At 38.5% G+C, this 12858-nt stretch carries 11 protein-coding genes and 4 tRNA genes; 5 read left to right on the forward strand and 10 right to left on the reverse strand.

The annotated features are described in order from the left end of the window. Window positions 1-158 precede the first annotated feature (158 nt). Complete coding sequence (locus P8O16_RS19145) at window positions 159-1589, forward strand: hypothetical protein (protein ID WP_300317560.1); 1431 nt, start codon at window positions 159-161, stop codon at window positions 1587-1589. 276 nt (window positions 1590-1865) lie between these two features. Continuing rightward, window positions 1866-2291 (forward strand): hypothetical protein, encoded by a 426-nt coding sequence (locus tag P8O16_RS19150; protein WP_300317564.1) that lies wholly within the window; start codon window positions 1866-1868, stop codon window positions 2289-2291. 147 nt (window positions 2292-2438) lie between these two features. Here the strand turns inward: P8O16_RS19150 and P8O16_RS19155 are convergent, their stop codons facing one another. Continuing rightward, entirely contained in the window at window positions 2439-3311 is an 873-nt protein-coding gene (locus P8O16_RS19155; RefSeq protein ID WP_300317567.1) for a serine protease, read from the reverse strand. 255 nt (window positions 3312-3566) lie between these two features. Between P8O16_RS19155 and gap the strand changes: the two genes are divergently transcribed. Beyond that, on the forward strand, window positions 3567-4571 hold the full coding sequence (gap, locus tag P8O16_RS19160) for a type I glyceraldehyde-3-phosphate dehydrogenase (RefSeq protein WP_300317569.1): 1005 nt from the start codon (window positions 3567-3569) through the stop codon (window positions 4569-4571). Window positions 4572-4654: 83 nt separating this feature from the next. Continuing rightward, complete coding sequence (locus P8O16_RS19165; RefSeq protein WP_300317572.1) at window positions 4655-5275, forward strand: LON peptidase substrate-binding domain-containing protein; 621 nt, start codon at window positions 4655-4657, stop codon at window positions 5273-5275. Here the strand turns inward: P8O16_RS19165 and P8O16_RS19170 are convergent, their stop codons facing one another. From P8O16_RS19170 to P8O16_RS19190, 5 genes are all read right to left on the reverse strand, one after another. After that, complete coding sequence (locus P8O16_RS19170; protein ID WP_300317574.1) at window positions 5276-7843, reverse strand: M1 family aminopeptidase; 2568 nt, start codon at window positions 7841-7843, stop codon at window positions 5276-5278. Window positions 7844-7956: 113 nt separating this feature from the next. Further along, a tRNA-Lys gene (locus P8O16_RS19175) sits at window positions 7957-8029 on the reverse strand. A gap of 53 nt (window positions 8030-8082) precedes the next feature. Next, window positions 8083-8156: transfer RNA gene (locus P8O16_RS19180), tRNA-Arg, on the reverse strand. A 53-nt stretch (window positions 8157-8209) separates the two neighbouring features. Further along, window positions 8210-8283 (reverse strand) — tRNA-Pro (locus tag P8O16_RS19185). Between the two features lie 39 nt (window positions 8284-8322). Beyond that, window positions 8323-8395, reverse strand: a tRNA-Lys gene (locus P8O16_RS19190). A 175-nt stretch (window positions 8396-8570) separates the two neighbouring features. Between P8O16_RS19190 and P8O16_RS19195 the strand changes: the two genes are divergently transcribed. Next, complete coding sequence (locus tag P8O16_RS19195) at window positions 8571-9260, forward strand: hypothetical protein (RefSeq protein ID WP_300317577.1); 690 nt, start codon at window positions 8571-8573, stop codon at window positions 9258-9260. Window positions 9261-9302: 42 nt separating this feature from the next. Here P8O16_RS19195 and P8O16_RS19200 read toward each other — a convergent pair whose 3' ends face one another. From P8O16_RS19200 to P8O16_RS19215, 4 genes are read right to left on the reverse strand one after another with little or no spacing between them, the layout of a single operon-like run. Further along, on the reverse strand, window positions 9303-10037 hold the full coding sequence (locus P8O16_RS19200; protein ID WP_300317580.1) for a DUF1080 domain-containing protein: 735 nt from the start codon (window positions 10035-10037) through the stop codon (window positions 9303-9305). A 3-nt stretch (window positions 10038-10040) separates the two neighbouring features. Continuing rightward, a complete protein-coding gene (locus P8O16_RS19205; RefSeq protein WP_367182853.1) occupies window positions 10041-10454 on the reverse strand; it encodes a c-type cytochrome in 414 nt (137 codons plus the stop codon). A gap of 28 nt (window positions 10455-10482) precedes the next feature. Then, a complete protein-coding gene (locus P8O16_RS19210; protein WP_300317585.1) occupies window positions 10483-11535 on the reverse strand; it encodes a sugar phosphate isomerase/epimerase in 1053 nt (350 codons plus the stop codon). 28 nt (window positions 11536-11563) lie between these two features. Continuing rightward, window positions 11564-12733 carry a Gfo/Idh/MocA family oxidoreductase gene (locus P8O16_RS19215; RefSeq protein WP_300317588.1) on the reverse strand — a complete coding sequence of 390 codons (1170 nt, stop codon included), beginning with the start codon at window positions 12731-12733 and terminating at the stop codon, window positions 11564-11566. Window positions 12734-12858 lie beyond the last annotated feature (125 nt).

The raw sequence follows: 12858 nt of genomic DNA on the forward strand, positions 1-12858 counted from the left end.
GTCAAGTTCAGTTTGGAAGCTTTTACTGAACTCTATGACTCCTTGACCTTTAAATATATCCATTTTGAGCGTTTGAAAAGCTATAAATATATGCAATTAAAAGGACACCTCTAAAAAATAATATAGAAAAATCAGAATTTAGTGAAGCATTAAATTTGTTGAATGACTACGCTAAACATTACGATGTTTCGAATATTGCTGATTCAGCAGCGTCTTTCTTTTATCTGAATAAGGCCACATCGCTAAAAGGAATTGAAAATTATGATGAGGCGTTATTAACAATAAATGAATTTATAGAAATGTGTAATAGAGAAAATATGGATTCTCCCAATGCACATTTATTACAAGGTGGGATTTTATTCGCTAAAGAAGATTATTTAAATAGTATAGTTAGCTATTCATATTCCGAAGAAGTATTTGGAGATCAAGAAAAGAAAAAGAATGCTTCTAGTTTAAAAGAATATACATACCAGAAAATTAAAACAGAATTCATTAATATTCCCTATCATAAAAGAAAAACAATCTTTATGATGGAGAATGTCGTCAATATTCCAACAAATGATCTAAGGATTTTAAAACATAATGATGTTCCATATAAAATATATTTTCCAATTGGTCATCCTCACATGAATGAAGTTTATACTTGTCATCCATTAAAGAATGATTTCTATATTCCAATAAATGGGTTTCAAGAAGAATTATTTTATGATAGAGTCAATGAGTTTACATATTTACTACAATGTTTAGGCGCTACAAGAATAGAGATATCTTCTGCCAAGGCAGTTTCCACTCATCAAAATGATTTTTTGGAATCTCAGAAAAGTTTGGAATCAGACACTAAATTATACGGAGTAAATGTGGAGAGAAAAAACCAATCAACTTCTAGCAATAGTAATGAATCAAGTATAAAGATAGATAAAGTTCAAACATTCTCACCAAGTAAGGCGCCATTTACTCCTGAAAATCTGGTTTGGTTTAAAACAGAATTGAGTTGGCAAAGATTAGCTAATCAAAGGCTTGGTGGAAATATAAATCAACATCAAGAAACTATCTCCAGCATACAAAATGAGTTTGTTTCAAATCATGAAATTATTAACATAAAAGCTGGAGTAAAAGTCGCCTTGGCTAAGGTCAATGTTTCTGGCTCCAAAGACTATGAGATTAATACTAATAGAAATTCCAAATTTGAATGGAAGATATCTGTTGATTTTGCGAATGTAGAAGATTTGCATTTAAGTAATGTTGATCCTAACATATCGAAGGTAATACATGAAAATATGGCTCGATACAAGGAGGATGTTCAATTAATGCTAGATGATGATCAAATTATTGATGATCAAGAAAGAAAAGTATTAAACAAAAAAATATTGAAGTATGGACTTAGCCCAGAAGAAGCGAATATTGTTGAAACCGAACTATTGATTAAGCATTATTCAAAGGAAGAAAGGCATTATATAGAGCAAATCAATGAACTGCTAGAAGACGGGCCAATATCAGAGGCTGAACAGAAAATTCCAGAAAGGTACGCTAACAAGTATAATATAAGCAATGACCGTAGATTAACTATTAATAGTATTTATATTAAATAATAATTTTCTTAATAATCTCTCATGCCCACCTCACTCTGCGAATACTGCGGTACTAAATTCACTTCTGTAGTTAACTTGACTGCTTCTCCCTGTTTTCGACATCCTTTAGGTTCGAATAAAGGGAAGCACAAATTGTATGAAGGTTCTGAAAAGTCAAGCTATACATGCAAGTATTGCGGAACCAGTAATCATAGCTTAGCAAACCTCACAGCCGCTCCCTGCTTTCGCCACCCTTCAGGCTCAAATAAAGGAAAGCACTCTCCAGCATTATAAACTATGTCCAGACCCTATCATCGAGGAGAAATCAATAAGGCTTTTGAAAAAATAAAGGCACAACTTCATGCTGAAGCTGTTTTAAAAGGAAGAGGTACGGCTTTCTATATTGACACTTACACAGGAGGGAAGTTATGGGGAGGAGATCCTTATGACTATGACCATATATTTCCTTCAGAATTGATCCACACCAAGTACAAGGATGAGTTTTCGGATCAGGAAATCGCCGAAATTGTTAATATTAGAGAAAATATCGCTGTGACTCTCCGAAGTATCAATCAGTCCAAAGGGAAGAAGAATCCGGAAATCTGGATTCAGGAAGTGCGTCAGACTCGAAATGAATCCATCAAAGTCGATTTGGTGGAAAAAGCGATCCAGCATGCGAAGCAAGCCATCGAAAAGAAAAAAGATCTTTTAAAAGAAAAATAAGCAGCTATTTATGATTTGATAGCACTTATCTATCAATAGCGCATGTTTCAACATCCTTGGTTAGTATAGATTATTGTTTTAAATACCCTTAAAGGGTGTTAAGTATTTTTTTGGCGGGTCTTTTATGGGGTGATAAGAGATCCGCTTTTACCCCTCCTCAAAAGCAACATGGTGCTGTCTCAAAAATTCTTTGATCACGGAAACGTGAATACACTCGCCCAAATGGATAAAAGCATAATCATTCACTTTTTTTGCTTTACCATGGGCAATAATATCTTTCTCTTCTATATCGAAACCTAGATGCAAATGCTTTGTCCTGCTTTGCATTCCAAAGATTTTACCTTCAGAATCAAACAAAGGGCCGCCACTTTGGCCACGAAGTCCAGGAGTACTGAGTTCCATCCCATATACTTTTCCTGAATTGTCCCCTAAAAAACGGGTGAGCATTCCTTCAATAGGAAATCTAGGCGAGCGGGCATTTCCCTCTTTGGTCCATACAAGAGTTTGTGAGTTTTGATCCAAGCCAAAATTGCTGAATTCCGGAAACGGAAACCCAAGACGGCACAGCATTGCCCCAGGTTGAATAGCGCTTTCATCTTTCTGAAAAACTGGAATATCTGGGAAAAGAATTTTATCGAAACCTTCAAACTTGATTAAGGCTAAATCATAGATTGGGTGGAGGTGGAATTTGAGATTGCTGATTTTGTCAACACAATCCACAAAGGTGATCCGCATCTCACTGGTTTGATCTGCATAAAGACCAAGTTTCTTTGCTAAGGCGTGCCGCTGTCCTGCTCCCAGTTCTTTTGCTTGAGTTTGAAAATTAGAATATCGATGATTGATTTGGTCAGCTTGACTGATCCACTGGGCGACATGTTTGCAGGTCAGCGCATATCCTTCCCGATTGACAAAGAAAAGTGTTGCCGAACCTTTTTGAATTTGTGTTGAACCAAAATTTCTTGAAATAGAATGGATCGCTCGAGTGAATTTAGCGACATCTTGAATGGCTTTAACAAACATTAAAAATCTCTGTATTTTAGATCCTTAAATTAAGAAATCTAATTTTAGATTGAGTTTTTATAAAATTTTTACGATTCTTTTTCTTCGAAATCGATTGAATTCCCCTTGGAATAGAGTCGATTAAGTTAAGCATTGGAATAGTTTGGGCTAGCCAAAAAATTGTAATAACTTAGCCATTCGACAGGAATTTTTAGCCAAAAGTGGCTATCCCGTAGGAGTTTTTAGAATCAAACCTATACGTTAATCAATAATAAAATGAGCAAAATTAAAGTTGGAATCAACGGATTCGGAAGAATCGGTCGTCTGGCATTCAGAGTGGCCCAAGAAAGAAGTGATATTCAAGTCGTAGGAATCAATGACCTGATCGATGTAGACTACATGGCTTACATGTTGAAGTATGACTCGACTCACGGGCAGTTCAAAGGCACAGTAGAAGTAAAAGACGGAAATCTTATTGTAAACGGAGATACGATCAGAGTAACTGCGGAAAAAAGCCCAGCTAATTTGAAGTGGGGAGAGATCGGAGCTGATTATGTGATCGAATCTACAGGTATCTTTTTGACCAAAGAAACTGCTCAAGGACATATCGATGCAGGTGCTAAAAAAGTAATCATGTCTGCACCTTCCAAAGATGATACACCAATGTTTGTCATGGGTGTAAATGAAGGTTCTTATACTCCGGACATGGTGTTTGTATCAAACGCTTCATGTACTACTAACTGCCTAGCTCCAATTGCCAAGGTCTTGAATGATAACTGGGGAATCGAAGAAGGTTTGATGACTACTGTTCACGCTACTACTGCTACTCAAAAAACTGTTGACGGTCCTTCAGCGAAAGACTGGAGAGGCGGAAGAGGTGCTGGACAAAATATCATCCCATCGTCTACCGGAGCTGCAAAAGCTGTTGGCAAGGTGATTCCTGAATTGAATGGCAAGCTTACTGGTATGGCATTCAGAGTTCCTACTCCAGATGTGTCTGTGGTTGATTTGACAGTTAGATTGAAGAATCCTGCTACTTACGAAGAAGTTTGCGCCAAGATGAAAGAGGTTTCTGAAACTACCATGAAGGGAGTTTTGGGATATACTGAAGATGCTGTGGTTTCAAATGATTTCATAGGCGACCCTAGAACATCTATTTTTGATGCAGGCGCAGGAATTCAACTTTCCAGCACCTTCTTGAAGGTAGTTTCTTGGTATGATAACGAGTGGGGTTATTCCAACAAAGTAGTTGATTTGTTGACTTACATCGCGAGCAAATAATTTTTAAAGCCGGTTTTTTAACCGGCTTTTTTTTTTGGAAACCAAAATCAGCCTGCGTCAGTTATTAAAACTAAAACCAAAAAATGTACGTCCCTTTTTTTCCTCTCAAACTAGTTGCTTTCCCTGATGAAGAGTTGAATCTTCATATTTTTGAGCCGAGGTATAGGCAGCTTATTGCTGATATTGAGATCGAAGGAGGTGTTTTTGGTGTTTGTACTTTTTTAGACAAAATCTCTGGCTTTGGTACTTTGGTACGGCTTGATCAAGTTTATAAGCGTTATGAAGACGGGAGGTTGGATATTAAAACTATTGGCATTCAACCTTTTCGGATAAGTTCATTTGATAATCCATCCCCAGGTAAAGAGTATGCTGGCGGTGATATAGAGTTTCTCCCGAATGATCCCACCTTAGACTCTTTCTTAAATCAAGAATATATTTTTTATTTGAAGGAGATGCTTTACCTCTTGAAATATGATGCGCAAATAGATCCGAAATCTGTAAATTCTTACACTTTTTCCCATAAAATCGGGCTTAGCTTAGAAGAGGAATTGGAGTTGCTTAAAATGGTCTCCGAGGCAGAGCGTACCAGATTTTTGGTAAATCATTTTAAACGAATTATCCCTGCGATTAAAGCTGCAGAGCAGGCAAAAGAAAAAATAGCCCAAAACGGCCATTTTAAACACTTGGATCCATTGAGCTTCTAATCAATTTTCGATTCCTGAAATTCTTTGCACACGCATAAGGTCATCGGTACCCTGCAGTATTTTGTTTTTTAAGATTGGATTAAAACTCGGGTTTTCCTTCAGGAAGTTGGTCACTTGATCAGCAGCATCTTTTGAAGTGTATTGTCCAACAGTCGATGTAATCCACCTTTTTGGAAAGAAAATATCACCTGTCTTCTGAATCTCATCTAAAAGAGCTAATGAAAGTGTAACATGTTTTACGCTTTCTGCCTGACGCAAAGGGTGGTGGATATACTCACAAGCATCCAAAACCCAGGATTCCTTTTCCCGATTTGAAGCTTCTTTGAAGGATTCGAATAATCTGTCTCGATCTGCGTGGTTTTGAGATAGTGCAGGTCTCAGGAAGTCAAATCGATTCAATTTATCTGGATTGGTAATTCTTGACTTTTCCTGATCTAAAATTTCTTCGGATTTAGGATGGCCATATAGCGCCAAAGTCATCGCTAAAGAGGTAAAGTTGTCAGGGTTTAACTTTAGGTTCTTAATCTCTAGACTTTTATTCCAAAGGCTATAAAGTTTGGTTTTACCAATATCAGAGTAAGCAATTCCACTGTACAGCGAAAACAAACTTTTTTTAATGTTCGCTGGTAGGTCAGAAAGGAGCAAGTCCCAAACCTGGTTTTCAAAACCCGGCAGAATAGCCTCTCTTTTTTCTTCGGGAAGAAAAGTCCAGAACAGACTACTCGCCTCTGATGCTAGTAGCCTGATCAGTATTTCATTTTTTTCGGTACTAATCCCTTTTCGAATGGCCTCTAAAGCGATTTCAGCAGACACATTTCCCAGTAGGGTATTTTCATATAGATTTATAAAGCTATGTGCTCTCATTACTTCATTCTCGAGATTCGAGTAGTTCTCCAGAGCCTTCAAATCAATAGGGAAAACGCCATATCCTAGACCATTGCTGTTGTATAAGATTGTCTCAGGCTTTTCTAACCCGATAGCTTCGTCAATAGAGAGTATATCATTTTCAATTGCGACAGGGATGTTTTTAAGATGATCAGAATACACTAAGGTGACATCAAATAACTGAGGCCAGATTTTCTTTGATCCATCTTCTGCCTTTTGTGAGATTGAAAATTCAGCGATATTCCCATTTTGGTCGATTGAAATTTGCTCTGAAAATATGGGGCGACTTGACTGATTGACCCAAACCTCACTCCATTTTTGAAGATCTATGGATGTTTCTTCGTCTAAAATGTCGACAAGATTATTCCAGTTGGCATTCCCATTCGCATACTTCTTTATATAATTTTGAATTCCTTTTTGAAATGCATCTTCTCCCATGGCTGTCTCAAGCTGTCTCATCATGATAGGAGCTTTGTTATAAATAATGCTACCATAAAGCGAGCCGGCATCTTTTAAATTTGGGAGATTTTGTCTAATGGGGTTGGTTCCTGCAGTTCTGTCTTCGCCATAGGCGGAGGGATAGTTTGAAGTTAAAAAAGATAGCTCATGGTTGATTTCAGGGTAATTAGGATTCACTATTTTGCCAGCCATAAATCCTGCAAAGACTTCCTTCATCCAAACATCGTTGAACCATTCAATTGAAACTAAGTCTCCAAACCACATATGTGCTGTCTCGTGTCCTATCAATTTAGCTCTACTCAAAAGCTCTGAATCTGTAGCATTGCTATCCAGAAATAAAGCAGATTCTCTATATTGAATTGCTCCCACATGTTCCATTCCTCCATATTGGAAAATAGGAATTGTCGCAAAATCCAATTTTTGAAAAGGAAATGAATATCCTGTATAATCCTCTAAAAAGTCTACTGATTTACGATGAAGATCAAATAACTCGGGAATACTAGCTTCAATCTTTTCTTGATTTGTCTCTCGATAAAGCATTTTTTGAGGAAGGATTTTTCTGGAATTTGCAGTTTGAAAATCACCTATAACAAATGAAAAAAGGTAGGAGCTCATTAGATCGGATTTCCTAAACTCATGCTTAATGAATTCACCTTCTTCAATTGAATGAATCTCAGTTCCCCCAGCTAATACTTCCCAATCTTTCGGAGCAGTGATACTTAATGTGTAATGAGCTTTCAAATCAGGCTGATCAAAACAGGGGAATAAAGTACTCGCTCGGTCAGGGACCAAGAGTGTATATAGAAAATCATCATTTCTATTTAGGGATAGGTCACCTGCAATAAATTCTATTTCGAGTTGATTAGAGCCTGATTTAAGGTATTCTGTATCGATGATGATGTGCTCTTTTTCATGTATGATTTTTATGCTTTCACCATTGGCATGAATTGATTTGATGTTTTCTGATTTTTCGTTGAAATCCAAAATGAGTGGATGTTCAAGGTTTGCAATAGTTAGCTCTAGTTTCAAAAAAGAATTGATGCTATCCTCTTTTTTCTTTGGAATAGAAAAGTCAATGATGTAATGGATGTTCGAAACTTGTTGCTTTCTGAATTTTGCAAGCTCTAAAGAAATGCCGGGGTCATAAAAATGATCATCAGATGCTGGGGTAGAGCAAGAAGCAAAAATGAAAATGATAGAGAGCAGAGTTAGCAGTTTTTTCATGCTCCAACAATCCACATTTATATATGAATAAGCAAATGAAAATCCGTGAATAATACTCGCAGGACCTTGGGATAGGTAAAAACAAGAAAAGCAGCCCGTTTGGACTGCTTTTGTGATCCCTCTGGGGCTCGAACCCAGGACCCATACATTAAAAGTGTATTGCTCTACCAGCTGAGCTAAGGAATCGGTAAATGATAATAAAATAAAAAGCGGAACGTAATTCCGCTTCGTTATTAATGTGATCCTGTCAGGACTCGAACCTGAAACCTACTGCTTAGAAGGCAGTTGCTCTATCCGGTTGAGCTACAGGACCCGGATGAAATAAGATCGAGGTATTTCAAAACTTCGATCAACCTTAATATAAAGTCGGGGTGGCAGGATTCGAACCTACGACCTCCACATCCCAACTGTGGCGCGATACCGCGCTACGCTACACCCCGAAACTTTCTTTTTAACTCCTTGCGAGTTAATATTCATTGTGATCCCGCTGGGGCTCGAACCCAGGACCCATACATTAAAAGTGTATTGCTCTACCAGCTGAGCTACGGAATCATATTTATTTCTGACTTTAATTTTCAGAAACTTTAACCTCTCAAAAAGGGTCAAAAACCTTTCAATTTGACTCCCTAGGCTTGCTTTTTGCCAGATCATTGTCGTTATTGGACTGCAAAAATAAGCGACTAGAATCTAAATGCCAAACCTGAATTCAATCTTTCTCACAAAACTTTTGATATTTTTTACTTTGCTTCTGCAAGGTATTAATTGTCAGGCAGATGTAAATGATCTAAAAATAGCAGATTCCTTATTTAGCCAAAGAAGTTATAAAGAAGCAATGGAGATTTATAGAGCCAACTATGAAGAGGGCTTGTATTCTACTTCAATGTTACTCAAAATGGCTTTTATTGAAGAGGGAATTGGGGATAATGAACAGGCTACGCTGTACTTAAGTAAATATTATGATCTTGCTCCAAATCCGCAGGTAATTACCAAGATAAAAAGTCTTACCGGTCAAAATTCCTTGGTAGGGTATGAAGTGTCAGACTCTCAGCGGTTCCTAATTTTTCTAACAGAATACAAAGAATATATCGTAGGACTTTTGACAGTTTTCCTCCTATTGTCAGTTTTTTCAAATTGGTGGACCGGGCGAAAAGTTGAAAAGAAAGAGACCTATTGGCCTACTGTGCTGCTTATAGTCTCTATTTTCCTGGCAAATAATTTTCTGGAAAGCCCGAGAACTGGATTGATAACTTCCAGTCCAACTATTATTGTTTCAAAACCTACAGCGGGCGGAGAGTTCGTAGAACTGGTGGAGCCAGGTCATCGAGTTAGAATAAAGTCCAGCAAGGATAACTGGTATGAAATAGAATGGAAAGAGAAGCCTGCTTTTATTAAAAAAGACAAAGTGACTAGATTATAAAAAAAGGCCTCGAAATTTTCGAGGCCTTTCCATTTGTTAGTTTTAAAGTTTTTTAAGTACGATGTTTCTGTAGTATACCAGATCACCGTGATCCTGAAGAGCAATCTTGCCCTTTTTGAATTTTCCAAAACCAGGCATGTCTTTAAACTTGCTACCTGCGATTAACGCTTCCCATTCTGGAGTCCACATTGTCGTGCTAACGATTGTGGTTCCATTCAATACAAATTCAAGTTTACCATGATCAGCGATGATTTCAGCTTGATTCCACTCTCCATAAGGTTTTACAGTCTCTTCACTGCTCACAATCAGATCATATAAATCACCTGCTCTATGGCTGATAATTTTGGCATCCGGGTGTCCTTCATTATCAAGAACCTGCATTTCAGGACCAGTTTGCCAAGGATATTGGTATTCAGGTGATTCATTGATGAAAAATATCACCCCACTGTTTCCGTTTTGAGCGATTTTCCAATCATACTTTAAATGGAAATTCTCAAATTCTTCATCTGTCACTATATCTCCGCCGTCTCCAGTTTGCCAACCGTCTTTATTGACCGCATCAAGATATATGGCGCCATCTTCTATTTTCCAGGCTTTACCGACTTCCCCTCCTCCGTATTTATGCCAGCCTGTGAAAGATTTACCGTCGAACAAATCAATCCATTCCTCTGCAGGAGCAACCTCCGTCACAGTTTCCTCTGTTTCAACAGTTTTTTCTCCAGAGCAAGCAACTAGCAAAGATGCCAGTGCTGCTGCAGCTAGATATTTTTTATCCATGACTTATTTTTTAAGAAGTAATACATATCGAATCATATCTTTTGCATCTTCCTCACTTAATGAAAGGTGAGGAGGCATTGGGATTTCACCCCAAACGCCTACACCGCCATTGATTACTTTTTGGGCGAGCATAGTGACATTCTCTTCTGTACTCTCATATTTAGCAGCAACTTCAGCATAGGATGGACCTACGATCTTTCGCTCTACCATATGACAAGACAAACAATCAGATGCTTTTATTTTCTCAATGCCTTTGATATAAATAGGATCATCTTGATATTTTTCTTCAAGAGTCATCTCTTTTGCTGGCGCAGCTGGTGTTGCTTCTGCAGTTGTCTCAGCCGTTTTTTCTCCACCTCCACAGGCAAAAGTCATTCCGACCAATGCCATCATTCCCATTCCTAATAATCTGTTCATTTTCATTTGTTCTTTATTTGTGTAGTTTTTAAATGCCTAATATTTTTTTATTAAATGCTTCATCAGCTCCCATTCCAGCAAAATCATCAAATGCCTTTTCGGTTACCCTAATGATATGCGCGTCAATAAATGGAGCCCCTTCTGCGGCCCCTTGTTCTGGATGCTTTATTGCACATTCCCATTCCAAGACAGCCCAGCCATCATAATTGTATTGGGAAAGTTTGCTAAAAATACCACCAAAATCAACTTGTCCGTCTCCCAATGATCTAAATCTTCCTGCTCGCTCTACCCAACCTTGGTAGCCTCCATAGACTCCTTGCTTACCGGTTGGATTGAATTCTGCATCTTTTACATGGAACATCTTAATTCGATCATGATAGAAATCAATGAACTGTAAATAATCCAAACACTGAAGGACGAAGTGACTTGGATCATAAAGGATATTTGCACGCTTATGGCCATTCACTTTTTCCAAAAACATCTCGAAAGTAACGCCATCGTGCAAATCTTCACCTGGATGGAGCTCATAGCATACGTCTACTCCGTAAGAATCGAACTCATCTAAAATTGGGAGCCATCGCTTTGCCAATTCGGTAAAACCTGTTTCTACCAATCCCGCAGGTCGCTGTGGCCATGGATAAACGGTATGCCACATCAATGCACCTGAGAAAGTAGCATGAGCATTTAAGCCTAAATTGCTGGAAGCTTTCGCTGCATATTTTAACTGTTGGGTAGCCCACTCGGATTTACCTTTAAGGTCTCCTTTTAGATTTGCTGGAGCAAAGCCGTCGAAAAGCTCATTATATGCTGGATGTACCGCTACTAATTGCCCTTGCAGGTGGGTAGAAAGTTCAGTGATCTGCATTCCTGATTCTGCAACAATGCCGGCGATCTCGTCAGCATAGGTTTTACTTTCCGCAGCTTTTTGGAGATCGATCATTCTTGGGTCCCAAGATGGGATCTGAACACCTTTATAGCCAAGATCGGCCATATAGGTACAAATATTTTTCAGGCTGTTGAAAGGTGCCGCATTATCCGCAAACTGTGCTAGGAAAATAGCTGGGCCTTTGATCGTTTTCATTTTTAATAAGTTATTTAGGTTTAAGAATTTATTTTTCTACCACAAATGGGGTCCATTTTTGATCTGATACATTGCTTTTCAAAACGTGATCAATGAAAGCCATTCCCCGAATCCCATCCTCCACTCCAGGATAATCTTCCCATTCTGGCTTTGGCTTTTGACCAGCCCGATCAGCGTAAATACATCTAGCAAAATTCCGATAGAGATTAGCAAAAGCTTCCACATACCCTTCTGGGTGGCCTGCCGGAGTACGGGAGTTCTCTTGAGCCATGGAACCGAGATATCCGGTTCCAGCACGATATACTTGATCTGGACCTTCTGGCCATCGAACAAGAAGTGTGTTATTGAGCTCTTGCTCCCATTCTAAGCCTCCTTTTTCACCATAGACCCGCACTTTCAAATTGTTTTCTGCTCCAGTGTCGGTTTGAGAGGCCATCAAAACTCCAGATGCTCCATTTTCAAAGCGCATCAAAACTACACCATCATCATCGATTGGTCTGCCAGGGATTTTTATGTAAAGATCTGCACAGATTTGTGCTACTTTCTCCCCTGTGACATACTCTGCCATATGGAAAGCGTGTGTACCGATATCCCCCATGCAGCCTGCCAAACCGTTTCGCTTAGGGTCTGTTCTCCATTGTGCTTGTTTATTGTCTTCAGATTCTAAAAGTTTGAACAACCAGCCCTGCGGGTACTCTACATATACTTTTCTTACTTTTCCGATCTCCCCATTTGCAATCATTTGTTTTGCTTGCTTGATCATTGGGTATCCTGAGTAAGTATGGGTCAGGAGAAACCGCTTATCGGAGGATTTAACGATATGGTATAGCTCTTTTGCCTCTTGATAATTCAAGGTCAAAGGCTTGTCTAAAGCCACATGAAATCCGTTTTTCAATGCTTTTACAGCGGGATCAAAATGCACGTTATTGGGAGTTACAATCACTACAACGTCTATCCTTTCGGATTCTGGCAAGGCTAGCTCCTTAGCAAACATTTCGTCATAGGAACCATATACTCGATTTGGGTCCAGCATCAATTCTTCGCCGCGTTGTTTTGATTTTTCAGGATTTGAACTGAATGCTCCGGCAACTACTTCAAACATTCCGTCCATCAAAGCTCCATTCAGATGGATCGCTCCGATAAATGAGCCGGGGCCTCCACCAATCAATCCTATTTTAAGTTTTTTGGGTGTTGTCATAATAAAAAAGACTTGTTGATTCAATTATTGATTCTTAAAATAATAGATTTATCAGGTAATTTCCTTCTAAAATTAACTTAGAAGAGGCAATAAATGATCAGAAGCAACAACAGGTTATGAGTGGC

Origin of the sequence: Algoriphagus sp. (genome assembly GCF_029254265.1) — a bacterium.
In the GTDB taxonomy this organism is placed as follows: domain Bacteria; phylum Bacteroidota; class Bacteroidia; order Cytophagales; family Cyclobacteriaceae; genus Algoriphagus.

What these genes read in the sequence shown, in the direction of transcription:
- gap (WP_300317569.1), top strand. Translation starts at nt 3,567, where the DNA reads ATGAGCAAAATTAAAGTTGGAATCAACGGATTCGGAAGAATCGGTCGT.
- P8O16_RS19200 (WP_300317580.1), bottom strand. Translation starts at nt 10,037, where the DNA reads ATGGATAAAAAATATCTAGCTGCAGCAGCACTGGCATCTTTGCTAGTT.
- P8O16_RS19165 (WP_300317572.1), top strand. Translation starts at nt 4,655, where the DNA reads ATGTACGTCCCTTTTTTTCCTCTCAAACTAGTTGCTTTCCCTGATGAA.
- P8O16_RS19215 (WP_300317588.1), bottom strand. Translation starts at nt 12,733, where the DNA reads ATGACAACACCCAAAAAACTTAAAATAGGATTGATTGGTGGAGGCCCC.
- P8O16_RS19205 (WP_367182853.1), bottom strand. Translation starts at nt 10,454, where the DNA reads ATGAACAGATTATTAGGAATGGGAATGATGGCATTGGTCGGAATGACT.
- P8O16_RS19150 (WP_300317564.1), top strand. Translation starts at nt 1,866, where the DNA reads ATGTCCAGACCCTATCATCGAGGAGAAATCAATAAGGCTTTTGAAAAA.
- P8O16_RS19210 (WP_300317585.1), bottom strand. Translation starts at nt 11,535, where the DNA reads ATGAAAACGATCAAAGGCCCAGCTATTTTCCTAGCACAGTTTGCGGAT.
- P8O16_RS19170 (WP_300317574.1), bottom strand. Translation starts at nt 7,843, where the DNA reads ATGAAAAAACTGCTAACTCTGCTCTCTATCATTTTCATTTTTGCTTCT.
- P8O16_RS19155 (WP_300317567.1), bottom strand. Translation starts at nt 3,311, where the DNA reads ATGTTTGTTAAAGCCATTCAAGATGTCGCTAAATTCACTCGAGCGATC.